Source organism: Pantoea sp. JK (assembly GCF_026130245.1).
In the GTDB taxonomy this organism is placed as follows: domain Bacteria; phylum Pseudomonadota; class Gammaproteobacteria; order Enterobacterales; family Enterobacteriaceae; genus Pantoea; species Pantoea trifolii.
In genome coordinates this window covers 1-23,163 of sequence record NZ_JAINFN010000015.1, presented here as the reverse complement: position 1 = coordinate 23,163, position 23,163 = coordinate 1, and the positions used below count along the sequence as shown (strand labels likewise).

21 protein-coding genes are annotated in these 23,163 nt (G+C 56.2%); 4 read left to right on the top strand and 17 right to left on the bottom strand.

Annotated elements, in window-relative coordinates; translation table 11 throughout:
• Nucleotides 1-154: 154 nt before the first annotated feature.
• The 3 genes from PanJK_RS23130 to PanJK_RS23120 all read right to left on the bottom strand — a co-directional run bounded on the left by PanJK_RS23130 (nucleotide 155) and on the right by PanJK_RS23120 (nucleotide 3,149).
• The gene (locus tag PanJK_RS23130; RefSeq protein WP_265303396.1) at nucleotides 155-1,291 is read right to left on the bottom strand and encodes an HlyD family secretion protein; all 1,137 of its coding nucleotides are present in this window, start codon (nucleotides 1,289-1,291) and stop codon (nucleotides 155-157) included.
• A 3-nt stretch (nucleotides 1,292-1,294) separates the two neighbouring features.
• The gene (locus tag PanJK_RS23125) at nucleotides 1,295-1,609 is read right to left on the bottom strand and encodes a DUF3302 domain-containing protein (RefSeq protein WP_008101941.1); all 315 of its coding nucleotides are present in this window, start codon (nucleotides 1,607-1,609) and stop codon (nucleotides 1,295-1,297) included.
• Nucleotides 1,610-2,081: 472 nt separating this feature from the next.
• Entirely contained in the window at nucleotides 2,082-3,149 is a 1,068-nt protein-coding gene (locus tag PanJK_RS23120) for an SDR family oxidoreductase (RefSeq protein WP_265303394.1), read from the bottom strand.
• 100 nt (nucleotides 3,150-3,249) lie between these two features.
• Here PanJK_RS23120 and PanJK_RS23115 point away from each other — a divergent pair, with 100 nt between their 5' ends.
• Nucleotides 3,250-4,152 carry a LysR family transcriptional regulator gene (locus PanJK_RS23115; protein ID WP_256698570.1) on the top strand — a complete coding sequence of 301 codons (903 nt, stop codon included), beginning with the start codon at nucleotides 3,250-3,252 and terminating at the stop codon, nucleotides 4,150-4,152.
• Between the two features lie 117 nt (nucleotides 4,153-4,269).
• Here PanJK_RS23115 and PanJK_RS23110 read toward each other — a convergent pair whose 3' ends face one another.
• From PanJK_RS23110 to PanJK_RS23080, 7 genes are all read right to left on the bottom strand, one after another.
• Nucleotides 4,270-4,920 (bottom strand): methionine ABC transporter permease, encoded by a 651-nt coding sequence (locus tag PanJK_RS23110; protein WP_265303392.1) that lies wholly within the window; start codon nucleotides 4,918-4,920, stop codon nucleotides 4,270-4,272.
• A complete protein-coding gene (locus PanJK_RS23105) occupies nucleotides 4,904-6,004 on the bottom strand; it encodes a methionine ABC transporter ATP-binding protein (RefSeq protein WP_265303390.1) in 1,101 nt (366 codons plus the stop codon). The genes PanJK_RS23110 and PanJK_RS23105 overlap by 17 nt, the downstream gene beginning before the upstream one ends.
• A gap of 2 nt (nucleotides 6,005-6,006) precedes the next feature.
• Nucleotides 6,007-6,813 carry a MetQ/NlpA family ABC transporter substrate-binding protein gene (locus tag PanJK_RS23100; protein WP_265303388.1) on the bottom strand — a complete coding sequence of 269 codons (807 nt, stop codon included), beginning with the start codon at nucleotides 6,811-6,813 and terminating at the stop codon, nucleotides 6,007-6,009.
• Nucleotides 6,814-6,833: 20 nt separating this feature from the next.
• Nucleotides 6,834-8,195, bottom strand: a complete 1,362-nt coding sequence (locus PanJK_RS23095) for an LLM class flavin-dependent oxidoreductase (RefSeq protein ID WP_265303386.1) — start codon at nucleotides 8,193-8,195, stop codon at nucleotides 6,834-6,836.
• Nucleotides 8,192-9,394 (bottom strand): SfnB family sulfur acquisition oxidoreductase, encoded by a 1,203-nt coding sequence (locus tag PanJK_RS23090; protein WP_265303385.1) that lies wholly within the window; start codon nucleotides 9,392-9,394, stop codon nucleotides 8,192-8,194. Before PanJK_RS23090 ends, PanJK_RS23095 begins: the two co-directional genes overlap by 4 nt.
• 9 nt (nucleotides 9,395-9,403) lie before the next feature.
• The gene (locus PanJK_RS23085) at nucleotides 9,404-10,609 is read right to left on the bottom strand and encodes an SfnB family sulfur acquisition oxidoreductase (RefSeq protein WP_265303384.1); all 1,206 of its coding nucleotides are present in this window, start codon (nucleotides 10,607-10,609) and stop codon (nucleotides 9,404-9,406) included.
• 366 nt (nucleotides 10,610-10,975) lie between these two features.
• Complete coding sequence (locus PanJK_RS23080; RefSeq protein ID WP_265303383.1) at nucleotides 10,976-12,400, bottom strand: hypothetical protein; 1,425 nt, start codon at nucleotides 12,398-12,400, stop codon at nucleotides 10,976-10,978.
• 276 nt (nucleotides 12,401-12,676) lie between these two features.
• On the opposite strand from PanJK_RS23080, the gene PanJK_RS23075 reads away from it, so the two are divergent.
• Nucleotides 12,677-14,071 (top strand): amidase, encoded by a 1,395-nt coding sequence (locus tag PanJK_RS23075; RefSeq protein ID WP_265303382.1) that lies wholly within the window; start codon nucleotides 12,677-12,679, stop codon nucleotides 14,069-14,071.
• 118 nt (nucleotides 14,072-14,189) lie between these two features.
• The gene (locus tag PanJK_RS23070) at nucleotides 14,190-15,137 is read left to right on the top strand and encodes a helix-turn-helix domain-containing protein (protein WP_265303381.1); all 948 of its coding nucleotides are present in this window, start codon (nucleotides 14,190-14,192) and stop codon (nucleotides 15,135-15,137) included.
• On the opposite strand, the gene PanJK_RS23065 is transcribed toward PanJK_RS23070, so the two are convergent.
• From PanJK_RS23065 to PanJK_RS23035, 7 genes are all read right to left on the bottom strand, one after another.
• Nucleotides 15,126-15,704, bottom strand: a complete 579-nt coding sequence (locus PanJK_RS23065; RefSeq protein ID WP_265303379.1) for an ANTAR domain-containing response regulator — start codon at nucleotides 15,702-15,704, stop codon at nucleotides 15,126-15,128. The genes PanJK_RS23070 and PanJK_RS23065 overlap by 12 nt on opposite strands.
• A 285-nt stretch (nucleotides 15,705-15,989) precedes the next feature.
• Nucleotides 15,990-16,694, bottom strand: a complete 705-nt coding sequence (locus PanJK_RS23060; RefSeq protein ID WP_265303377.1) for an ABC transporter ATP-binding protein — start codon at nucleotides 16,692-16,694, stop codon at nucleotides 15,990-15,992.
• The gene (locus tag PanJK_RS23055; protein WP_256698559.1) at nucleotides 16,687-17,418 is read right to left on the bottom strand and encodes an ATP-binding cassette domain-containing protein; all 732 of its coding nucleotides are present in this window, start codon (nucleotides 17,416-17,418) and stop codon (nucleotides 16,687-16,689) included. The genes PanJK_RS23060 and PanJK_RS23055 overlap by 8 nt, the downstream gene beginning before the upstream one ends.
• On the bottom strand, nucleotides 17,415-18,446 hold the full coding sequence (locus tag PanJK_RS23050; protein ID WP_265303373.1) for a branched-chain amino acid ABC transporter permease: 1,032 nt from the start codon (nucleotides 18,444-18,446) through the stop codon (nucleotides 17,415-17,417). Before PanJK_RS23050 ends, PanJK_RS23055 begins: the two co-directional genes overlap by 4 nt.
• Nucleotides 18,446-19,315 (bottom strand): branched-chain amino acid ABC transporter permease, encoded by an 870-nt coding sequence (locus PanJK_RS23045; protein ID WP_265303370.1) that lies wholly within the window; start codon nucleotides 19,313-19,315, stop codon nucleotides 18,446-18,448. The genes PanJK_RS23050 and PanJK_RS23045 overlap by 1 nt, the downstream gene beginning before the upstream one ends.
• A gap of 11 nt (nucleotides 19,316-19,326) precedes the next feature.
• Nucleotides 19,327-20,568: an ABC transporter substrate-binding protein gene (locus tag PanJK_RS23040; protein ID WP_265303368.1), complete on the bottom strand. Its 1,242-nt coding sequence runs from the start codon at nucleotides 20,566-20,568 to the stop codon at nucleotides 19,327-19,329.
• 326 nt (nucleotides 20,569-20,894) lie between these two features.
• Nucleotides 20,895-22,007 carry a lactonase family protein gene (locus PanJK_RS23035; RefSeq protein ID WP_265303366.1) on the bottom strand — a complete coding sequence of 371 codons (1,113 nt, stop codon included), beginning with the start codon at nucleotides 22,005-22,007 and terminating at the stop codon, nucleotides 20,895-20,897.
• Between the two features lie 389 nt (nucleotides 22,008-22,396).
• Between PanJK_RS23035 and PanJK_RS23030 the strand changes: the two genes are divergently transcribed.
• Nucleotides 22,397-23,035, top strand: coding sequence for a LysE family translocator (locus PanJK_RS23030; RefSeq protein ID WP_265303364.1), 639 nt, complete (start codon nucleotides 22,397-22,399; stop codon nucleotides 23,033-23,035).
• Nucleotides 23,036-23,163: the final 128 nt, after the last annotated feature.

The window sequence follows — 23,163 nt, the reverse complement described above, 5'->3', positions numbered from 1 at the left end:
TTAAAAACTGCCTCAGCATGAATATGAATTATGCTGAGGCAGTCGTTTTCAAATGAAATAATCTTACCTACGCCCTCCGCCAAATCACGTAGGGTCGCCATTCATGGCGACCAATGCAAGCTTGACTAACAAGCATTAAATAATATCTTTTTTATTAATGGTCAAGATACAAATAATGAACCCAGCTGGTCATGCGCAGCAATACTTTACGCATTACTGAAACATGCGAAAAGTGATCGGAATAAACAGCAACCTGCGCAAAAATACCATCCGGCAATGCATCGACTGCCGCATCAGGATCCAATTCAACCACTGCCAGCACGCCATCCGAACCGGGATCAATCGTCAAAGATTGCAAGGTTCCCTGAGCCTGATATGTACCGCCCGACACCACCGGAATAATTCTCAGCAGTTTTGCGCTGAATACTTGCCCCGGTAGCGCATTAAATACCACTTCCGCTTCATCACCGGGCGCTAAACGCAACAATGAATTTTGTCGGAATTGCGCAATAACCTGACGCTTCTGTTCGGGTATAAAAATCATCACTGGCCGCAGTGGCAATGATGAGGCGAAAGAACCGGGACGAATTAATACCTGCGTTACGTATCCATCACTCGGCGCACGAATAATTGTTTGATCAAGGTTATATTGCGCCTCAGCTAACTGGGCTCTCAGGCTAACAATCTGCGATTGCTCGCCGCCGACCATGCTATCCAACTGGCTTTTTATCTGCCGTTGTTCAGCAACCGAGCCTTTTACCAAAGCATCCTGCGCGAGATAGTTTTGCCTTGCGTCATCAATATCCTGTTCAGAAAACGGATTTACGCGGGCTTTACTGCCGGAAAGATAACGTTGGTAATTTTTATATAACCGGTCTCTTTCCGCACTCACATTTGAGGTATTCGCCAGGGATTCCTCTAATTGTCCACGTAATACCTGAATATTATGGATTGCAGTGACGAGGTCAGCATTCAACCTGTCGACGCGCGCTTTAAACAAGGTTTGATTAAGGCGGAAAAGCATATCCCCCTTTTTAATCCGCATATTTTGTTTGTCAGTGACTTCGGTGACAATACCGGTCACTTGCGGTGTCACAGGGATGGCGATAACGGCTTTTTGTGCCAGCGAAGTATAGGGATGATTATAATTCATTAACAATATCAAGCCGCTGACCAGCACAATACCGCCCAATGCTGCTGTTGGGACTGTCCATTTATTTACCGGTATTCTGAATATTTTGAAAACGGCCCAAGCCAGGGCGACATAGGTCAATATAATCAGTAAGTCCATATGTCACCCCTTCGGAGAATCCCGGTCTGCCGTCACCTTTTGTTCCAACGCCGTTATGCGTTGTTCCAGTGACGCGTTCCTACCTTCCATTCCCCAGCCCCGATCTGGCCGGTAAAGCGTGGCCCAAATCCATAAAAAGGGCCATAAGACGTGGAGTGTAAACAGGCTTACCCAGCCGGCGACGTGTATTGCATCTGCGTGCGGATGATTACGTGATTTTGCAATGAGATAGGGGATATCGTGCAGCACAATTATCCCGTAAAAGATGACAAGAAAAACAAAAACTAAAACCCCAAGCGCAAAGTAGTTAAGAAACATACCAGCCTCGAATTTAAGAAATGCGTAGGATCAATATAGACTGCATTATTTTTCCTGAACATTTAATTGGAAAAATAATTTATTCGGCGATCATAATAAATAGCAGGCTATGAATTTAATATGTACAAGGTGATTTATATTGTACAACTTAAACTGCAAAAGTGAGGATCGTGAAGATAGGAATAAAATCAGTTGAATGAGCATGTTAATGAATAAAAAATCATTAATTACTTACAGGAATATAAAACTAATCATAGGCAGGATGTGACTTAGGTGATTTATATTTTTCACCTCAACGCGTTTAATGCAGGTTTTGCGCTCAATGCCTGATTTTATGTATATAGGTGCGCATGAATGCGCACCCTACGAAAAACGCGCCAAACCTTTGTAGGGTCGCCATTCATGGCGACCATTTTACGCTTTACTGGCGTGCATCAGCCCCGGCAAGCCGCCCTTTTCAATCAGCAGAACGTTACTGCGGAATCACCTTCTCCGCTTTCAAGCGATCAAACAGCTGGGTAAATGAATCCAGCGTTGAACGATAACCGGTGAAGCCCGCTTTGCGGCTCTTGCTCATGTCGGTGAACGCTTCCATCGGACGGCCCAAATCTGCGTCGGTGTGCCACCATGATGCCAGTTTAGTGATATCAGCCTCACGCAACTGATAACGCGCCGCCACTTCGCGCCATGCTTCAGCGGCATCCTGCATGCGCCCTTCCAGCGGCATCATCTGCGCCGGATACGCTGCCGCTTCCACGCCAAAATAGGCCGCCAGTCGAGGCCACAGCCAGTTCCAGCGGAACACATCGCCGTTTACCGCGTTGAAATCCTGATTGGCCGCTTCTGCCGCAGTCGCGGCCCACAGCAACTGTTCCGCCAGTAAACCGGCATCGGTGACATCGGACACACCATTCCACTGCTCGGGCGAACCTGGGAAAATAAACGGCAAGCCTTGCTCGCGGCACAGCGTGGCATACACCGCCAGCGTCTGGCCCATATTCATCGCGTTACCCAGTGCAAATCCAACGATCGAATGCGGACGATGCACGCTCCAGCGATAGCCATATTTCTCGGCACCGGCAAACACTTCGTCTTCCTGCGCGTAATAGAAGTTATCGACCGGCTGACGTCCCTGCTCTTCGCGGAATGGCGTCACCGGCACTGCGCCTTTGCCATAGGCTTCGAATGGGCCGAGATAATGTTTCAGGCCGGTCACCAGCGCCACATGCGAGCCATTCAGACGCTCGCCCAGCGCTTCAACCACATTACGCACCATCGCACCATTCACGCGGATATTCTCTTTCTCATTTTCCTGGCGCGACCAGACACTAAAGAACAATGCATCCGGCTTCTCTTCAGCCAGCGCAGCACGCACTGCGTCGGCATCTGTCAGATCGGCGGTCAGGCTGCGGCAACCTTCCGGCACCGCGCCACGCCCGCGTGATAAACCGCTCACCTGCCAACCTTCGCGCTGTAATTTTTCTGCCAGCGCACGTCCAATTACGCCGCTGATGCCAACAATCAATGCCTGCTTTTGCATTTCAATTCTCCTCAGTTTCAGTAATGATGAGTTTAATAGAGAATTTAATTCCCATCCCTGGCATTAATTCACGGCATTCACAACCTGAGTTCACGAATATATGCACGATCAGCGCCTGAAAGATATCGTTCCCTTTGTTGCCAGCGTCGAGAGCGGCAGCTTTGCCGCCGCTGCTGAGCGCTTGCATCTCACCGGTTCGGCAGTGAGCAAAAGCGTCACGCGGCTGGAAACCCGTCTCGGTTCACGGCTGCTGGAGCGCACCACCCGCAGCCTGAAACTCACCGATGCCGGTAACGCCTATTACCAAACCTGTTTACGCATTATGGAGGAGCTGGCAGAAGCCGAAGCGGTGCTGGCGGCGCAGCGCACCATTCCTTCCGGGCGATTACGCTTGGCGGTGCCAAACACCTATGGTCGCCTTGGCGTGATGCCGCTGCTGATTCCGTTTTGCCGTCAGCATCCGGATGTGGAGCTCAATCTGACGTTCTCGGATCGCTTTATTGATCTGTTTGATGAAGGGATTGATGTTGCGGTGCGCATTGGTGGCTCGCCGGATCTGCCCGCCTCGCTGGGCTGTCGTCAGATGGGCCGCGAACGCATGGTGTTTTGCGCGGCACCGGATTATCTGGCGCGCGTGGGGCGACCCAACAGCGAAGCCGAATTGTTGCAGCATCAGGCGATCATGTATGAACGCGTCGATGGCAGCACCAAGCCGTGGCTGTTCACTACGGAAGATGGCTATCCGCACTGGCGCAACCTGCCACACCGCATGGCGTTGGGTGATGTGGATGCGCAGATGCAGGCGCTGTGTGCCGGATTGGGCGTGGCGCAGATGCCATCGTGGCTGGTACGTGAACCGCTGGCGCGCGGCGAGCTGGAGATTATTCTGCCCGAGCAACAGCCGGACGGTTTAGCCTTAACGCTGATTTGGCCGCGCCGCAAACAGCTGCTTCCCAAAGTGGATGCGCTGCTGGCGGCGTTGGAAGGATTACAGATTAGGTAAATCGCGGCCATTTAAACGGTGCGCATAAATGCGCACCCTACGAAAATACCACATCATCGTCATGCATATAACTCGCCGTAGGGTCGCCATTTATGGCGACCTGGCCAAACACCGCACCTAACGATGATTCAACCTGCGCGACAACCTGTCGCCAAAAAACTGCAGCATCGTCACCAACGCCACCAGCACCACAATCACCGTCAGCATAACCTGCATATCAAAACGCTGATAACCGTAGCAATAGGCCAAATCCCCCAACCCACCCGCGCCAATCGCGCCCGCCATTGCCGAAGCATTAATCATCGTCACCAGCGTAATGGTAAACCCGCTAACAATGCCGGGCCGCGCTTCGGGCAGCAATACATGCCAGATAATATGCCAGCGATGAAACCCCATCGCCTGCGCCGCTTCGGTCAGCCCTTTATCCACTTCGCGCAGGCTTACCTCGGCGATGCGCGCAAAGAACGGCGTCGCAGCCAATGTCAGCGGCACCACTGCCGCCCACACGCCGTAGGTGGTGCCGACGATCCAGCGGGTAAACGGAATTAGCGCCACCATCAGAATCAAAAACGGGATCGAGCGGAACAGGTTCACCACCCAACCCAGCACGCGATTCAGCAGCGGGCTGGGGAACAGATCGCCGCGTCCGGTTACCACCAGAATCACCGCCATCGGTAATCCCAGCGCCAACGCCAACAGCGACGACACGCCGACCATCAGCAGCGTATCCAGCAGTCCAATCCATAAACGATCAATAGCCAGTGACATAGCCCGAAATCTCCAGTTGGTCCGCAATCGGGGTTAACCGCGTCCGCGCGGCGTCCGCGTCATGCTGTGCATCGAGCAGCAACAACATTTGCCCGGTCGGTTTGCTATCCACCCACTCCACCGCGCTATAAATAAGCGTCAGCTCCCCGCCCACCCGCGCACTCAGGGCCGCCAAATCCGGCTGCGCGCCTTGTCCGGTGTAGCGCAAGCGCACCAGCAAGCGTGAATCGCCATGCTGACGCATCGGCGTCAGCAGCGGTTGAATGGCGTCCGGCAACGCGCTGAACTGCGGATTGAGCAGCTGGCGCGTGGTCTCTTGCTGTGGATCGCTATACACCTGCCACACCGGTCCGCGCTCAATGATTTCGCCCTCATCAATCACCGCCACCTGATGACAGAGGTCGTGCACCACATCCATTTCATGGGTGATCAGCACGATAGTGATGTGCCGCTGTTGATTAATCTTTTTCAGCAGCGCCAGAATCGAACGCGTGGTTTCCGGATCGAGCGCCGAGGTGGCTTCATCACACAGCAGCAGTTCCGGATCGTGCACCAGCGCGCGCGCAATGCCGACGCGCTGTTTCTGCCCGCCGGATAGCTGCGCAGGCCACGCGTGCTGGCGCTGCTCAAGGCCCACCAACGCCAGCAGTTCATCCACTTTGCGCCGCCGCTCCGCCGCAGGCACGCCCGCCACTTTCATCGGCAGCTCGATGTTTTCCCGCACCGTTTTTGCCGACAGCAAATTGAAGTGCTGAAAAATCATGCCGGTACCGCGTCGCCAATCCACCAACTGACGATCGCTCAGCGTGCTGAGATCGATACCGTCAATCACCACCTGACCGCGAGTGGGATTTTCCAGCCGATTGAGGCAGCGAATCAGCGTCGATTTACCGGCACCGCTGCGCCCAATGATGCCAAAAATCTCGCCGCGCTTAACCTGCAAATCGACCTCCTTCAGCGCGTCCTGAGTCTGTCCCGGATAGCGCTTACTCAGGCCACGAATCTGCACGTGAATTTTCCCTGCCGTCTCAGCCGTCGGTGACAGCAACGCATCGCGCTCGCCAGGTAGCGTCAGGCTCACCATACTTACTGGCTCCAGCCCGGCTGATACAGCTTGCCGTAGAAGTCATCAAGTTTGGCGCGCACCACCGGCGAATGCTGGTAGATATCAACGAACTTCGCCAGGCGTGGATCGTTCTGATGACCGTCGCGGATCACGAACTGAATCACGTATTCCGGATGCTCCAGTCCATCGAAAAGCAGCGCATTGTTCGGATCGATGGTCTTCGACAGGCGCAGATAGTGCGGATAACCCTGCGCTAAATCGACTTCATCCAGCGAACGCGACAGCTGCACCGCTTCCACTTCGATAATCTTCAGATGCTTCGGATTGCTGACAATGTCATCCACAGTAGACTTGAGGCCCGCACCTGGTTTTAAGGTAATCAGCTTGGCTTTTTGCAGCAGCAGCAGGCCGCGCGCGCCGTTGATTGGATCGTTGGCAATCGCCACCGTGCCGCCATCAGGAATCTGGTCAATCGCGGTATGTTTTTTCGAATAGAGGCCGATGTTATTGATGATAGCTGGCGCGAACGGCACCAGATGGAATCCGCCCTGCTGATTGGCGTTTTCAAGGAACGGCTTGTGCTGGAACAGGTTCACGTCGATATCGCCGTTTTCCACACTAACGTTCGGCGCGGTCCAGTCGGTGAACTCCACCAGCTCAACGTTCAAGCCTTGTTTCTTCGCCTCGACAACCGCGGTTTCCAGCGGTGGCGCAAAGGCGGCAGTGGTGCCAACTTTCAGCGGGCCGCTGTAGTTTTCGGCGGCGACGGCGCTAAACGCCAGCAGTGCGACGCTGGCAGCCAGCGCAAAATGACGTGCAATGTTCATATCAGATCCCTGAGGTTAAATTAACGAAGGTTAACGCCGTCGCGCCAGCGCGCCGCCGGATGGCGATCGGGCAAGCGGTCCTGCTGTTGAAAAATTTTCTGGCGTAGCGAACCGGGTTGATACGCGGTCTTGAAGCGGCCGCGCTGCTGTAATTCCGGCACCACCAGATCGATAAAATCGCGGTAGCTCTGCGGATTGAGGATGCGCGTCAGGTTAAAGCCGTCGATATCGCCTTCATCGATCCACGTAATCAATGCATCCGCGACCTGGCTCGGATTGCCGACGATCAGCGGATAGCGGCTGCCCATCGCGTGCTGCTCCAGCAAACGGCGGCGCGTCCAGCCGCTGAAAGCTTTGCTCACTGATTCAATGGCGCGCGTGTCGCCGGTCTGAATCGGCTCATCAAGTTCGAACGCCGCCAGATCCAGGCCAATCGAGCTGGAGAAGTGCGCGATCCCCGCTTCCGGGCTGGCGTATTCGAGGTAGCTTTTATGCTTCTCCTGCGCTTCGCGTTCGGTTGGCGCGACAATCACGCTGACGCCCATAAAGATACGCAGATCGTCAGGATGGCGTCCGGCCTCCACCGCCGCCTGGCGCAGGCGCGTCGATTGCTCGCGCATCGCGGCGGGTGACGCGGCATTGACAAAGCTGCACTCGGCGTGACGTCCGGCGAACTGCACGCCGCGCGCCGAGGAACCGGCCTGAAATAGCAGCGGCGTGCGCTGCGGTGACGGGCTGCTCAGGTGATAACCCTGCACCTGATAAAACTCGCCCTGATGATTGATTTGATGGATTTTGCTGGCATCGGCGTAGCGCCGATGGGCTTTATCCTGCACCAGCGCATCATCCTGCCAACTGCCTTCCCATAACTTGTAGGTGACATCGAGAAACTCATCGGCCTGATCGTAGCGGCGGTCGTGCGCCAGCAGCTGTTGCTGCCCCATGGCACGCGCGGCGCTATCGAGATAACCGGTGACGATGTTCCAGCCGATGCGCCCTTTGGTCAGGTGATCGAGCGTGGAGAGGCGGCGCGCGAACGGATACGGCGCTTCATAACTCAGGTTGGCGGTCACACCAAAGCCCAGATGCTGCGTGACGCTGGCCATGCCGGAAATCAGCATCAGCGGGTCGTTGACCGGCAGCTGAATCGACTCTTTAGCGGTCAGGCCAATACCTTGCTGATAGACGTCATACACGCCGAGAATGTCGGCGATAAACAGCCCATCAAACAGTCCGCGCTCCAGCAAGCGCGCCAGATCCAGCCAGTAATCCAGCGAGTTGAAATCAACAGAACGATCCTGCGGATGGGTCCACATGCCGTGATGAATGTGCCCAACGCAGTTCATATTGAAGGCGTTAAGCAGAATCTGTTTTTGACTCATATCGTCCCCCGACGCGGCGGCAACACGCCATTCAGCAGGTAGTTGCCGATTGCCGGATATTTCCAGCGCACCGGATCGTGCAAGGTATGCGTACGCGCATTGCGCCAGTGGCGGTCGAAGTTGTGTTCGCGCAGGCTGGAACGCGATCCGCCGAGTTCAAACAGCAGATTGCTGGCTTCCAGCGACACTTCTGTGGTCCAGGCGCGCGCCTTCGCCACTTCCACCGACGCCAGCGCCACGTTTTCGGCACTGGGATCGCGCTGCGCGACGTCAACCGCATCACCGGCAATCGCCAGCAGTGCATCGCCCGCACTTAGACGTGCGGCCAGACGACCGGTACGATCGAGCGTCAGCGGATCGTCGCTGGCACGATCCACGCCGCTTTCCGGCCACGGACGCGCGCGCAGACGCAGGAAATCGAGCATGTCTTCAAACGCCGCCCGCGCAATGCCCTGATCGATAGCCGCATGCATAATCTGCGCAAAGGGCCCAACGGTGCTCGGACGCTCGAACGCGGTCTGGAATGGCACCACATCTTCCGGCGCAATCGCCACATCGCGGAACTGCACGCTGCCGCTGCCGGTGGTGCGCTGACCAAAGCCGCTCCAGTCATCAATCACGTTGACGCCGGACTGATGGCGCGGCACAAACACCAGCTGCTCTTTGCCATCATCGGCAATCGCCAGCGTCGGAATACGGTCGGCATACAGCGCGCCGGTGCAGTAAAACTTGTTGCCGTTGAGGCGCAATCCTTCGGCCTGTTGCGAAACCGCCGTAGAACGTTGATGCGCGGCAGGAGAACTGAATTCCGCCAGCGCATTACCGTGATGCACCCCTGCCAGCACTTCGGCGTAGAGCCGCTGTTTCTGCGCCTGGCTACCGTTGATGCGCAGCACTTCCAGCGCATAAAAATGGTTCTGCGGCACCTGACCAATCGATCCGTCGGCGGCGCTCAATATCACGAAAATCCCGGCCAGTTCGGCGGTAGAAATCTCAATGCCGCCAAAGTCACGCGGCACGGTGATGGCACCGAGCCCGGATTGAAACAGTGCCTGCAACTCGGCGTGCGGCAGTTCACGTTGGCGGTCGCGCTGGGCGGAACCGGCACGAAAACGTTCCGCCAGTTCCTGCGCCACCTGCAAGGCCTGTTGGGCGTGGGTGATGCGCGATGCGCGCTGTTTAGGCGATACCTGCGTCATGGTTGCTCCTTAAATCCACGCATGACGCGCAGGCAGCGCATCATTGAGGTAATAGTTGCCGATGGCGTGGGTTTTCCAGCGCACCGGATCGTGCAAAGTGTGAGTGCGCGCATTGCGCCAGTGACGATCGAGTCCGTGGCGCAGCAAAGTGCCGCGACTACCGCCCCATTCCAGCAGTTTCTCGCTGGCACGCAGCGCCACTTGGGTGGTGAGTACTTTGGCTTCCGCTACCGCAATCGAGGCGCGCGCGCAGTTTTCGGCGGTCAGCGCCTGCTGATCGATGCTGTCGAGCACGCGGGCGGCCCGCGTCAGGAGTGCGTTGGCGGCGCTCAGTTCGGTGCTGATGCGGCCAACATCGGCGAGGATGTAAGGATCGTCGGCATTGCGGCTGACATTGGCATCGACCCAAGGTCGCGAGCTGCTGCGCACAAACTCCAGCGCCTCATCCAGCGCGCCTTGCGCAATGCCTGCATCAATCGCCGCCTGAATCAGTTGGGAAACCGCACCGCGCAGCGTCGGTTTTTCGGCTGCGGGCAGCGACATTAATAACGCCGGATCCACCGCAACCTGCTGCAGTTTCACCGTGCCGCTGGCGGTGGTGCGCTGGCCGATACCCGACCAGTCATCAACAATCTCCACGCCCGATGCTGGCAGCGGAATAAAGGCCATCTTCGGCTGCTGATCGTGCATCGCGGTGGTGACCAAAATGTCGGCGAACAACGCGCCAGTGGAGTAGAACTTCTCGCCGGTGAGCTGCAGGCCCTGTGACGTTGTCACCAGCTGTGCCTGCACATCACGCGTATGTTTGGTGTTTTTCTCCGGCCCACCGTTGCCCAGACGCTTGCCCTGCACCACCGCGCTCAGCAGTTGCTGCTGTTGCGCCGCCGAACCTTCGCCGAGGATGAACTGAATCAGACCAAAGTGGTTTTGCGGGATTTGCCCCAGCGACGGATCGCTGGCGGAGATCAGACGAAACACCTCGGCCAGGGTTTGGTACGACAAACCTGCGCCGCCAAATTCGCGTGGCACACTGATGCTGCCAAGGCCCAACGCGGTGAACTGGTTGAGCAGCGCGATAGGATAGATGCGTTGCTGATCGCGCTCGACTGCCCCGCCTTTCGCCTGCTCGGCCAAATGGCGTGCGGCGGCGATGGCTTGTTCATCGCTATTTAATACCGCCGCGCGGTTAATAATCTCGTCACTGTTTTGCGTCATAGCTGATTTCACTTTTACTGCACAGCGAAGGGTAAGCCTGCACTGAAAAAATTCAGCAGGCCGTGGAATGAATAACGGATTGAAAGCGATGATAATCAGCGGGGTTAAAGCAAGTAAATAGCGCGGTTATGCTATATCCGGCTATGCGTTGCCATTATTAAGCTATGGATTTAATTAAGCACAACAACAGGCTAGCTGCGGCGCTGCGGGCAATGAGCGAGTATAAAAAAGCGACGTGTAATTCTTAAGATCAAATAACGCAATCAAAATTTAAATAATGCATATAACGTAGGGTCGCCATTTATGGCGACCTTGTGGAATTGTGCGGGATTTTATAAGGTCGCCATTAATGGCGACCCTACGATTTTATATTTGCGTATTAAACTGCGCGGCGGCGAAACTGCGGGTGAATTCGTTTTTCACGCTGTGCGGGATCTGTACGCTATCAATCAACTTCGCCAGCTGATAGGTTTGCACCGTCTCATTTTGCGTCAGCTGCTGGGAATAATTCGCGGTCAAATCGCCTTTCTTATTCTGCGCCACCGATGTCTGGCTTCGCTCTTCGTCATCAATCAAATGGTACTTATAATTTTGTGACGACTTCTGTTCGGTCAATTTCACCGCCGAGGCAGAATCCAGCGCGGTGTGGAAGCTGGCCTTGAGTTTAAACAGCGTTTGCTGGGTCAAATCCTGGGTATCGCCATGCGTCTGGGCAGCGGTTTTTTGCGCCACGTTAAGTGAGAAGGTGTCTTGCTCTTCCGGCTTATACGGATTACCGGAAACCGGCGTCTGCTGATACGTAGCCGAGAAATCTGCCAGTCCGCTGATCGCACCGTTCTTCGCTGCATTGGCATCAATCGACTTCACACGCTGCGTGTTGATGCTTTCCGCCGCTTTACCTTCGGTAGTGTTCAGCGCGCGGAAACTGTCCTTAAACAGCGCCAGCATGTCACTATCGCCATGGCCGCGCGAAGCCGCCTGATCGAATTTGCTGCTCCACTGATCCAGTGCCGCCGCCTGCTGCCCCGCGCTGCCAGCCTGCGTCAGTTTCGACATATCAGTATCAAGTTTGATGCTGACATCGCCGTTATGGAAACCAAGCCAGCGCTCCTGATCGTCGGCATGCAAGTTCAGCGACTGCGTGACGTTATTGCCATTCCGCAGATCGGTCTTCAAATCGACGCTTTTCAACACGGAACTGTCGAATTTCATCAGATCGCTGATATCGAGCTTGGTGGTGCTGCCATCCAGGCCATCCAGCGCTTTTTGCAAGCCTGCTGACAGTTGCCCCATCGCCGCCGCTTCATCGTTGCTCAGCTGGCCGCCGCTGGTTTTCAACTCCACCACCATGCCGCCCTGTTGGCGCGTCATCTGCAAACTCACCTGCACGCCCGATTGCGTGGTGATGATCAGTGCCAGCGCGCTTTGGCTGCTGCTCTTTGCGCCGCTCACCGCTTCGGTGGCTGGCACGCTCAAGGTCACGTCGCCGCGATGGCTGGCCAGATTACTCAGTAAGGTGCTGCCGAGACCGTTCATGCCGACGCCGCTGGCATGCGCGGCACCGTTGAGCTGCGCTTGCAGGCTGCTGGTGACATCGACGGAACTCTTAACCTGCGCGGGTTCGATTTTATAGATAGCGGCGATGGCATCGCTCGCCTCACTGAAGGTGACTTTGGTGGACGCTTCCGCCGTCAGGGGGTTTTGCACGGATTTGTTGTTCACCGCTGGCGTCACCACCGCATTCGATGCGATTAAATTTCTCAGTACGCTGCTGCCAATCCCATTTAGCATGAAAATAATCCTCGTTGTGTACTATTCCTGAGAGTTATCGGCGAAATGTTCAGCAGCTTTAATGGTTTTTGCCCTCACCCTAACCCTCTCCCATAAACGGGAGAGGGAACCGATTGTGCACCGTCTGCTCCCTCTCCCGCCTGCGGGAGAGGGCTGGGGTGAGGGAAATGCATTGGCAGTTCTGACATACCATCTGTCCGCCTAAACACAGCCGCACTTCACGCGGTGACTTACGTTATTCATCAACACATCTCTCACTCACGAGGTAAGGTCACGATGGATAATCTGCATTACAAAAGCTTGCTGGAAATTGGCCGCTTGATTCAGTCGGGCGAAATCTCTTCGGTGGAGGTCACACAAACCCTGCTGACGCGCATCGATACGCTCGATCGCGACTTACACAGCTACTTCTACGTGATGCGCGACAGTGCGCTGCAACAGGCGGCTGAAGCCGATGCCGAAATTGCGCAGGGAAAAATGCGCGGTCCACTACACGGCGTACCGATTGCGCTGAAAGATCTGATCTGGACCAAAGACGCGCCCACCAGCCACGGCATGATCATCCACAAAGATCGTTACCCAACCGAAGACTCCACCGTGGTGGAGCGCTTCCGCGCGGCGGGTGCGGTGATTCTCGGCAAACTGACGCAAACCGAAAGCGCCTTCGCCGATCACCATCCCGATATCACCCGCCCGAATAATCCGTGGGGCAATGCGCTGTGGACAGGCGTCTCCTCCAGCGGATCCGGCGTCGCCACCGCCGCAGGTTTATGCTTCGGCTCGATTGGCACCGATACCGGCGGTTCAATTCGTTTTCCCTCCAACGCCAACGGTCTGACCGGTATTAAACCGACGTGGAGCCGCGTCACGCGTCACGGTGCCTGTGAACTGGCGGCATCACTGGATCATATTGGTCCGATGGCGCGTAACGCCGCCGATGCCGCCGCCATGTTGCAGGCCATTGCCGGTCGCGATGACAAAGATCCCACCTCCAGCAGCGAGCCGGTGCCGGATTATCTGGCGCTGATGACGCGCGGCATTAGCAAGATGCGCATCGGCGTAGATAAAAGCTGGACGCTGGAGAAAGTTGACGAGGAAACCTGCGCCGCGCTGCAATCGGCGATCGCCACCTTGAGCTCGCTCGGCGCGACCATGGTGGATATCACCTTGCCTGATACCGAAAAAGCCGCCGCCGAGTGGAGCGCACTCTGCGCCGTGGAAACTGCGCTGGCGCATGAAGAGACCTATCCAGCGCAGAAAGATCAATACGGTCCCGGCCTGGCTGGCCTGTTGGATCTTGGCCACAGCGTCACCGCGCTGGCGTATCAGCGCTTGCTGCTCAGCCGTGCAGCGCTGCGTGGCGATATCTCCGCGCTCTTTACTCAGGTTGATCTGATTCTGGCACCGGCCACCGCGTATGCCGGATTGACCTGGGAAACCATGACCCGTTTTGGTACCGATCAGGCACTTTTTAACGGCGTACTGCGCTATACCAGTGCATTCGACGCCAGCGGACATCCCACCATCACCTTGCCGTGCGGCAAAACCGCCAGCGGCGCACCGATTGGCTTCCAGCTGGTGGCGGCACATTTCGCCGAAACCACCATGATCCAGGGCGCGTGGGCCTTCCAGCAGGTCACCGACTGGCACAAACAGCATCCTGCGTTGTAATTCCGCCGCCTTTACCGCCCCGACCGCAACGGGGCGGTCATTTCACCCGCTCATGGCCTGAAACTTGCTTTAACTCCCTGACTTCCGCCCTTTTTCGCCATGTTTAGGGGATGCTGATATGAAAGAGCTTTTCACCACCGACGATCTCGATAACCGTCATCGCTTCGATGCCTGGCGTGATGCGGTGTGTTCGCGTCTAATCAAAGCCGAAGCGCGCCAGATGCACTCAGGCACTTTTTCCGGCAGCTTTGCCTATTCGATGCTCGGTCACATGGATATTGCCAATCACGTTTCCCACACTGCGCTGATGTGGCAACGCACGCCGGAGTGCATCCGCCGCCATCCTAATCACGATTTCTATCTGGGCTACGTTTGCGCTGGCAGCGGCACGCTGCGGCAGAATGGCAACCATTCACGCGTCAGCGCCGGCGACGTGGTGATTTACGATGCCGCCACGCCGTTTGATTTTTCGATGGAGAATGTGGCGATCAATATCGTGCATCTGCCGCGCCACATTATGGAGAAGGAAGCGCCTGCCACCGCCAAACTGGCGGGCAAAACGCTGGATCTTACGCGCCCCGGCATGGCATCGCTTAAGCTGCTTTTACAGGAAGCCTTTGTGTTTAATCCCGACCGCGAGAATCCGTTTCTGGCGGAGCAGTTTGCCAACACGCTGCTGAATATGATTTCGGTGAGCGTCAATTTGCAGCACAGCGAAGAGGCGCTGAAACCGGATCTGTATTCGCGCGTGGTGAGTTTTCTGCGTCACAATCTGCAGGAGCCGGAGCTGTCGGTGGCGCAGATCGCCAATGCGCATCACGTCTCGCCGCGCACCATCAGCCGGGTGTTTGCCGCCCACGGCACGACGCCGATGAACTTCCTCTGGCAGGAGCGTTTGCAGGCGTGCCATCGCGTTCTGGCCGAAGGCAAAGCGCGCAATATCACTCAGGTGGCGTTGGATCATGGTTTCAGCGATATGTCGCACTTCAGCCTGGCGTTTCGCAAAGCCTTTGGTTATACGCCCAGCAGCCTGTTACGGCAGCCGGACGCGCCGTTACTTTTGTAACGTGGTGATCACGCGCTCGGCGGTGTATTCCATGCTGCTGCGCGTGTTCATTGCTTCACTGCGCATCAAGCGATACGCCCCCGATTCATCCAGCCCGAAGGTTTGCATTAGCACGCCTTTGGCCTGCGCCAACCTTTCCCCACGCGCTTTACGCGCCTGCTGCACCGCACGCAACCGCTGGTGATGACGCACGGTTTGTAGCGTGCCGATCATCTGCACAATCATGGCAAACGGATTGAGCTCACGCTCGGCGATGGCGTTCGGCTGGAATTGCAGCAGTAGCGGAAACAGCCGCGCGTTGTGGCTATCCGCCAGCGCGATAATGGGAATATCCTTTTCGCGCGCGCTGTTGAACAGAGTGGATAAAGGCTGCTGCTGATGCACATCAATCGCCACCAGCAGCAGCTGTGTATCCACAGGGATTGATGCAGCAGGCGGCCAGCTGTGCTGCGCGTGACAACCTAACTGCGTCAGCGAAGCGCAAAACGCGCGCACGCTCTGTGAATCAGGATGGAAAATATGCAGCCGGACACCAGAAAGCGTTGCCAGTAATGTTTGTTCAGTCATGGTTCACCCTATGCGCATCCCGAATGAGGAAGCCTCACGGTAAGCGAGCGGCTGAATCCGTGCTTTGCTGATGCTGCCGGGTGCTGTGTCAGGGCGGACAACGTCCTCTGCGCGCTGATGCCCTCACCCCGGCCCTCTCCCACAGGGAGAGGGAGACGCTGCCACATGCTCCATCGGTGCCCTCTCCCACAGGGAGAGGGCGACGCTGCCATATACAAGCCCGCTCAATCTGTCCCCTCTCCCGCCTGCGGGAGAGGGCTAGGGTGAGGGCAATGGCAATACAACTCAAACATGAAACCCCAAAAACTGCTCTGCCACGCTGGCACTCGACTGGGTTTTCGGATTGATCCGCTGCACAATCTGCCCCTTTTCAATCACATGAATCTGGTCAGACAGCGCATAGAGAAACTCGATATCCTGCTCCACCAGAATGATCGAAATATCCATCTCGTGGCGCAGCCGCCGCAACGTCTCAATGATCTCCTCGCAGATATTCGGTTGAATCCCTTCCGTTGGCTCATCCAGCAGCACCAGCTGCGGCTGGCCGCACAGGCAACGCGCCAGCGCTAATAGCTGCTGCTCGCCGCCCGATAGCGCACCGCCCGGCTGCGCCAGCAGGCGTTTCAGGCGCGGAAAGTACTCCAGCATCTGATCGATAATCTGCCCGGCGCGGGAGAAGTGTTTCACGCAGCCCATACGCAGATTCTCCTCCACCGTCAGCTGCGGGAAAATCTGTCGTCCTTGCGGGACAAAACCGATGCCCGCCACCGCACGCTGGTGCGCCTGATAACCGGTAATATCGATGCCGTTCAGCGCAATGCGGCCTTGCCAGGCTGGCAGTTCGCCCATAATGGTGCGCAGCAGCGTGGTTTTGCCCATGCCGTTGCGGCCCAGCACGCCGGTGAACGACTTCGCGCCGACAAACAGCTCGGATAAGTTCAGCACCGGAATCTTGTTGTAGCCCGAAACCATCTCTTTTATTTCAAGCATGTTTAATCTCCAGATTGCCGAGATACGCCTCTTTCACCAACGGATTTTGCGTCACCTCGCGGAAACTGCCTTCCGCCAGCACCGCTCCCTGGTTAAATACCGTCACCTGCTGCGCAATCATGCTGATGAACTCCATGTCGTGTTCCACCACCACCACCGTGCTCTGCTGATTAATCGCCTTGATCAGTTGCGCGGTTTTACGCACTTCCTGATGCGTCATGCCCGCCGCCGGTTCATCCAGCAGCACCAGCTGCGGTTTGGAGATCAGGATCATCCCCAGTTCCACCCATTGCCGCTGACCATGCGCCAGTTCCGAGAGCACCGCGTGTTGCAGATCAACCAGACCGATATCCCCCAGCACCTGTTCAATCGCCGCTGGCAGCGCCGCTTTCGCCAGCTTATTGGCTGCCGCCTGCCACAAGTTTTCCCGCACGCTTAACCCCTCGAACACACTCGGCACCTGGGTTTTGATGCCAATTCCCAAACGCGCGATCTCCCAAGGTCGTTTGCCGGAGATCACCTGTTCGCGATAGCGACACTCGCCGCGCGTCGGCGTCACCTGGCCGCTCAACATCTTGAAGAAGGTGCTTTTGCCTGCGCCGTTGGGGCCAATCAGGCAGCGCAACTCGCCTTCACGTAAGGTGAAATCCACCTCTTTCACCGCATGTACGCCGCCAAAACTGACGCCCATTTTGCGGGTTTCCAGTAACACGTTGGTCGTCATTGTTTCACCTCACTGACCTGCGCGCGGCTGGCGGGCGCAGCGGCGGGACGCTTGCGCCGCCACAGACGCTGCAACGTCGGCAAAATACCGCCCGGAATCAGCAATACAAACACCGCCAGGATTACGCCGAGCACTAAATTGACATCCACGGTTTGCTGCGCGCCCAGCCGCGTCACCATCCACTGCAACAGCACGCAGCTGATCACCGGCCCAAGTAGCGTGCCGCGTCCACCGACAATCACCCAGATGATGATCTGCGCCGACTGGCTGATGCTGAACACGCCGGGACTGACAAACGCGCCCCAGTTGACGTACAAGCAGCCCGCCAGTCCGGCAATGGCTGCGCCGATGGCGAAGGTCGCCAGCTTATGCGCCGGCACGTTGTAGCCGAGCAATCCGGCGCGCTGCTCGTTCTCACGAATCGCCACCACGGTTTTGCCAAAGCGGCTCAGCAGCACGAACTTCAGCAAGGCGTAGCAGAGCGCCAGACAACCGGCGGTGACCATAAAGATCGCCTCGGGCGATAAAAAGGCATCCGGCTGGAACGGCAGGTTGAGCGTCGGCACCGAGGGAATGCCGTTAAAGCCGCCCAGCAGTGCTTCGCCGATGTGATATTCGCTGCCAGAAGTGGAATTAACCCAGTTGAACAGCACCAGACTCACCGCCAGCGTGATCGCGCCGAGATAGACATCGCTGACGCCGCCATAAAAAATCACATAGCCGAGCAGCAGCGAGAACAGCGTTGGCAGCAACACCGCCATCACCACTGCCCAGGTCGAATCGCCCCAGTTGATGGCGCAAATCGCATAGGTATAAGCGCCTAAACCAAAAAACGCCGCCTGACCGAAGCACAGAATGCCGCCGTAACCCCAGATAAACGCCAGGCTGAGCGACAACAAGCCCATCACCAGAAACACCGTCAGTGACAGCAAGGTGTAGAGCTCAATCGCGCCTGACAGCCACAGCGCTACCAGCACCATCGCCAGAGAAGTGACGACAATCTGGATCTTTTCCGAGAACAGTTTCATTACAGCGATCTCCTGAAGAAGCGTCCGGTGATGCCCTGCGGCAGCAAGCGCAGCAGCACAATGGCGCTCAGCAACAGCGCAACCGCACCAAATACCGGCGTGGAGAAGTAGGTCACCAGCTGCGAGATGGTGCCGAACAGCGTGGAGGCGGAGAGCGTACCGGCGATGATGGCGCTGCCACCGCCAATCACCGTGATAAAGGCTTTGGCGATAAAACTGACGCCAATGGTTGGGATCACGCCGGTAATCGGCGCTAATAGCGCGCCGCCCAAACCCGACAGCGCCGCGCCGAGGCCAAACGTCAGGCTGTAGATCTTGCCCGGATTACTGCCGAGCGCTGCAGCCATGCGCGCATTCTGCATGGTGGCGCGCGCGCACAGACCTAAGGTGGTAAAGCGCAGCAGCAGCCACAGCGCGCCGAGCAAGCCGACGGCAAACACAATCATGAACAGCGAATAACCGCTGGTGCTGTAATGGCCGATGCTGACGCTGGGCAGCGGCGAACTGATGCCCAGCGTGGTGTTGCCGAACAGCATGGTGGCGGCACCGATCAACGCCAGACTCAGCCCCCAAGTCGCCAGCATGGTATCGATCATCCGCCCATACAGATGGCGGATAATCACGCGCTCAATCACCGCGCCAAACACGCCCACGGTGAGCGGCGCGATCACCAACATGGAGATCCAAATCGGCACGCCCCACTGATTGGTGGCCAGAATGGCGCTGTAACCGCCCAGCATCATGAATTCGCCGTGCGCCATATTGACGATTTTCATCATGCCGAACACCACCGCCAGCCCAACGCTCATGATCACCAGCACGGCGATGGCATTGAGCACTTCAATGGCGTAGATAATGAACAGATCCATAGCGGCTCCTGTTACAGCTCAATTTGATACTGTTTGGTATCGCGCGGATTTTTCTTCAGATCGCACACCATCGCGGTATCCACTGGCGCTTGATCGGTGAAGGTTTCCAGAATTTTCATCTGATGGTTTTCCACTTCAGCGATATGCACATCCAGCGAACAGTGATGCGTGGCCGGATCAACGCTCAGCTTGCCGCTCGGCGAGGTCAGCGTGACGCCGGACTCCAGCGCCTCAATCACTTTCATGCGATCGATATCGCCCGCTTTGCGCACCCCTTCCGCCCAGATCAACATGCCCTGATAAGCGCCCATCGCGAGGTCGCTGATGTACGGCGTATTCGCGCCGTAACGCGCATGGAATCGTTCGACGAACGCTTTGTTTTCCGGCGAGGGGATTTCCTGCATATAGTTGGCGGCCACCAGAATGCCGTTGCTCTCTTCCGGTGACAGAATGATGTGTTCGTTGCCGCCACCAAACACCGTGGAGGCAATCGGGATCTTGCCGCTCATACCGGCCGCATGCCACTGGCGATAGAAGGAGATGTGCGCGCCACCGACCAGCGCTGACCACACCATGTCGGGTTTGGCGCTCTGGATTTTGGAGATGGCCGCACCAAAATCGGTGACATCCAGCGGGAAGAATTCAACCGCCATCACTTTGCCGCCGTTATCGTGCACCGACTTTTTCACCCACGCCGAGACGATCTGCCCGTAGTTATAATCCGCCGCCAGCACGTAGACTTTTTTGCCCCACTTCTTCACCGCATAAGGCACCAGTTTTTCCACGGTTTGCGCCGGAGTAGAACCGGAAGAGAAATAGTTGCGATCGCACACGCCGCCTTCATATTGCGCCGGGTAGAAATAGAGCGAACGAAAACGATCCAGCACCGGACGAATAACCTCGCGCGAAGCCGAGGTAATGCCGCCGTGCACCACCGCCACTTTATCTTTCAGCGCCGCCTGCTGCGCATATTGCGCATAAAGCTGCATGTTGGATTGCGCATCGTAATTAATCACCTGCAACGGGCGACCTAATAAACCGCCCGCTGCGTTGATCTCTTCTGCCGCCAAATTAATCGCGTTCGACATCGGTTTGCCATAGATATCGAGCCCGCCGGATAAGTCGAGAATACTGGCGATTTTAATCGCGTCTTTGCTGTCGGCGGCGAAAGAAAACTTAGGCGCAACGCCCGCCGCCAAACCTAATGCCGAAACTGCTGAACCCTGGATAAATGAACGACGACTAATAGCCATAGCAACCTCTTGAAAGGGAAGGGTCAAATTGGATTGTTTCCGGGAGGCCGGAGAGAAAAAAAGCGATCGGCAGACGGCGCTGTCTGCGTTAACAAGAGGGTTGCCACATCGTTGGGGCGTTATTTTGTATAAAGCAAGAAGTGGGCCAAATAATTAACAGGCCGCAGATTGGCGTAATGGGGAGATTAATTGCGCTGCTATGGGAATGTACGCACTGCTAAAAAGCATTGAGCACTAATAAGGTGCAGGTCGCCATAAATGGCGCCCCTACGAATGATTATCACCGATTTGTAGGGGCGCCATTTATGGCGACCTCAATTAACCACTCAATTAAAAAACTTAATATCCGTAGGCGTGGCAATCTTCGCCACTTCGCCTGCGGCTTTTAACACACCGCTTTCAGCATCGAAATGGAACATCGTAATGTTATTGGTGAACACGTTCGCCACATACAGGTATTTACCGCTGGCATCAAAGGCGAAAGCACGCGGTTCAATGCCATCCGCTTTGTAGCGCACCGGCGTTCCCAGTGAACCATCCTGCTCAATTTTAAACACCACTAAGCTGTTATCCGATCCGCGATTAGCCGCAATCACAAACTTGCCGTTCGGGCTAAGGATAATGCCGCCGCCGCTGCGATACTCGGCGCTGCTGTTTTCCGTGTTCAGTTTGACCTTAGCCTGCTGCTCCAGACGATTGTCCTTCACCGCAAACACCACCACTTCACCGGCCATTTCGGTAATGACATACGCGTGTTTGCCATCCGGGGAAAACACCATGTGGCGCGGGCCAGAACCGGCTGGGAAGGAGACATCGCGTGAAGTATCGGCTGCCAGCGGCTGAGTTTTGCCCGCGTGATAGGCATAAGCGTGCAGTTTGTCGCCGCCGAGATCTGCGGCGTAAAGGTATTTGCCATCATGCGTAAAGGTGGTGGAGTGCGCGTGGCCGCTATCCTGACGATCTTTTACCGCACCGCTGCCGCTGGCAAACGGGAAATTCTGCGCCTGCTCGCCGAGCGAACCGTCATGATGTATCGGGAACACCGCTACGCTGGCGCCGCCTTTGGCCACCGAATAGTTGGCGACAAACAGGAACTTTCCGTCCGGGCTGACGGTGGCATGCGTCGGCTGCTGGCCGTGGCTATCCACCGCGTTAATCACCCGCACCTTGCCGCTGTGATCAATCGCTAGCGCAGTTACCGCACCGGCGTTCTCTTCATTGGTGGTGTAGGCAAAACGCCCATCATGCGATTTCACGATCCACGATGGGCTTTTCATTTTGATGAAATCGAGCGGCGTCAGCGTGCCGTCGCTATTGACCTTCAAACGGTACAAGCCTTCGCTGGGATGACCTGGATTTTGCACTAACGGCGCATCCGGGATGCTGGTCCATGTGCCCACTAAGGCCGTTTGGTTGTGATGTTCCGCTGCAGTTGCCATTGCACTTCCCGCTAATGTGAAAACAGCTAGCGATAATGCCACGCTTAAACGTGACGCCAAACCGCCAGACACGGATTTATTGTGATTTTTCATTGTAGTACCCACCATAATCGGAATGTTCTTGATAAAAAGCGTTAGTCGCGTTGGATTTTTTATTGTGCTTGCGGCCGATGTTGCAGACCGCTTTACGACTATAGTGGGATTGCTTTGATTCGCGTCGAACGGGCGTGATCGTGTTCACATTATCGGGGATTTATCCGCCGTTAGAGCACGATTACCTCCAAACTTAACAGCCCAAATACCTCAAATGCGTAATTCTTATTATTACTGCGTTTTCCCGGCATGCTTTAATGAAGCCCTCTTAACATGCCAGGGATGCTGATGTTGCTATGCTGCAGTTTTCAAATGGTTTTCTGCTGAGTTTGTCGTTGTGCCTTGATATCGGTCTCGCCAATATCGCCATGATCACGCTGGCGATGCAACGCGGCTATTTTCACGGTTTTTGGTTGGGGATTGGCACCTGCATTGGTGACTTAATCTATGCGCTGCTGGCGCTGGCGGGCATGGCGATTGTGTTGCAGTTCACCGCCGTGCGCTGGGTTTTATGGATTGGCGGCGGCGTGATGTTGCTGTGGTTTGCCGGGAAGATGCTGCATGCGGCGTTGCAGAAGCAGGCTGCACTGCCGGAAACCGCACAACAGCCCTATCGATCGCTGCTGCGCGAGTTCAGCCGTGGCGTGATGCTGGCGATGTCGTCGCCGACCGCGATTTTGTGGTTTGCCAGCGTCGGCGGTGCCTTGATTTCACGCATGGGACACGGCAGCGCGGCGGCAACGTCATCCTTCCTCGGCGGTTTCTTTATTGCGGGCGTGGTATGGACCTGCGTAATGTGCATGGTTGGCAGCATGGGCGGCAAGCTGCTGGGGCAGCGTTTGTTGAAGTATTCCTATCTCGCTTCCGCATTGATTTTTGTCTATTTCGCGATCTATGTGATTTGGTCGGGTTATCGGGAGTTTATTCTGGTTTGATAGGAGGTCGCCATAAATGGCGTAATGCTCGTCAGTTAAGACTTAATCATGCCGGAACGCATAGCGTTTCGGCTTCTTTTTCACCGCTCGCGGATAATGTCTCGTCCGCCGGGTTGGCAGCACGAAGC

What these genes read in the sequence shown, in the direction of transcription:
- PanJK_RS23065 (WP_265303379.1), bottom strand. Translation starts at nt 15,704, where the DNA reads ATGACTGAACAAACATTACTGGCAACGCTTTCTGGTGTCCGGCTGCAT.
- PanJK_RS23100 (WP_265303388.1), bottom strand. Translation starts at nt 6,813, where the DNA reads ATGAACATTGCACGTCATTTTGCGCTGGCTGCCAGCGTCGCACTGCTG.
- PanJK_RS23075 (WP_265303382.1), top strand. Translation starts at nt 12,677, where the DNA reads ATGGATAATCTGCATTACAAAAGCTTGCTGGAAATTGGCCGCTTGATT.
- PanJK_RS23035 (WP_265303366.1), bottom strand. Translation starts at nt 22,007, where the DNA reads ATGGCAACTGCAGCGGAACATCACAACCAAACGGCCTTAGTGGGCACA.
- PanJK_RS23070 (WP_265303381.1), top strand. Translation starts at nt 14,190, where the DNA reads ATGAAAGAGCTTTTCACCACCGACGATCTCGATAACCGTCATCGCTTC.
- PanJK_RS23120 (WP_265303394.1), bottom strand. Translation starts at nt 3,149, where the DNA reads ATGCAAAAGCAGGCATTGATTGTTGGCATCAGCGGCGTAATTGGACGT.
- PanJK_RS23125 (WP_008101941.1), bottom strand. Translation starts at nt 1,609, where the DNA reads ATGTTTCTTAACTACTTTGCGCTTGGGGTTTTAGTTTTTGTTTTTCTT.
- PanJK_RS23090 (WP_265303385.1), bottom strand. Translation starts at nt 9,394, where the DNA reads ATGACGCAGGTATCGCCTAAACAGCGCGCATCGCGCATCACCCACGCC.
- PanJK_RS23095 (WP_265303386.1), bottom strand. Translation starts at nt 8,195, where the DNA reads ATGAGTCAAAAACAGATTCTGCTTAACGCCTTCAATATGAACTGCGTT.
- PanJK_RS23110 (WP_265303392.1), bottom strand. Translation starts at nt 4,920, where the DNA reads ATGTCACTGGCTATTGATCGTTTATGGATTGGACTGCTGGATACGCTG.
- PanJK_RS23085 (WP_265303384.1), bottom strand. Translation starts at nt 10,609, where the DNA reads ATGACGCAAAACAGTGACGAGATTATTAACCGCGCGGCGGTATTAAAT.
- PanJK_RS23050 (WP_265303373.1), bottom strand. Translation starts at nt 18,446, where the DNA reads ATGAAACTGTTCTCGGAAAAGATCCAGATTGTCGTCACTTCTCTGGCG.
- PanJK_RS23115 (WP_256698570.1), top strand. Translation starts at nt 3,250, where the DNA reads ATGCACGATCAGCGCCTGAAAGATATCGTTCCCTTTGTTGCCAGCGTC.
- PanJK_RS23055 (WP_256698559.1), bottom strand. Translation starts at nt 17,418, where the DNA reads ATGACGACCAACGTGTTACTGGAAACCCGCAAAATGGGCGTCAGTTTT.
- PanJK_RS23080 (WP_265303383.1), bottom strand. Translation starts at nt 12,400, where the DNA reads ATGCTAAATGGGATTGGCAGCAGCGTACTGAGAAATTTAATCGCATCG.
- PanJK_RS23045 (WP_265303370.1), bottom strand. Translation starts at nt 19,315, where the DNA reads ATGGATCTGTTCATTATCTACGCCATTGAAGTGCTCAATGCCATCGCC.
- PanJK_RS23030 (WP_265303364.1), top strand. Translation starts at nt 22,397, where the DNA reads ATGCTGCAGTTTTCAAATGGTTTTCTGCTGAGTTTGTCGTTGTGCCTT.
- PanJK_RS23105 (WP_265303390.1), bottom strand. Translation starts at nt 6,004, where the DNA reads ATGGTGAGCCTGACGCTACCTGGCGAGCGCGATGCGTTGCTGTCACCG.
- PanJK_RS23060 (WP_265303377.1), bottom strand. Translation starts at nt 16,694, where the DNA reads ATGCTTGAAATAAAAGAGATGGTTTCGGGCTACAACAAGATTCCGGTG.
- PanJK_RS23040 (WP_265303368.1), bottom strand. Translation starts at nt 20,568, where the DNA reads ATGGCTATTAGTCGTCGTTCATTTATCCAGGGTTCAGCAGTTTCGGCA.
- PanJK_RS23130 (WP_265303396.1), bottom strand. Translation starts at nt 1,291, where the DNA reads ATGGACTTACTGATTATATTGACCTATGTCGCCCTGGCTTGGGCCGTT.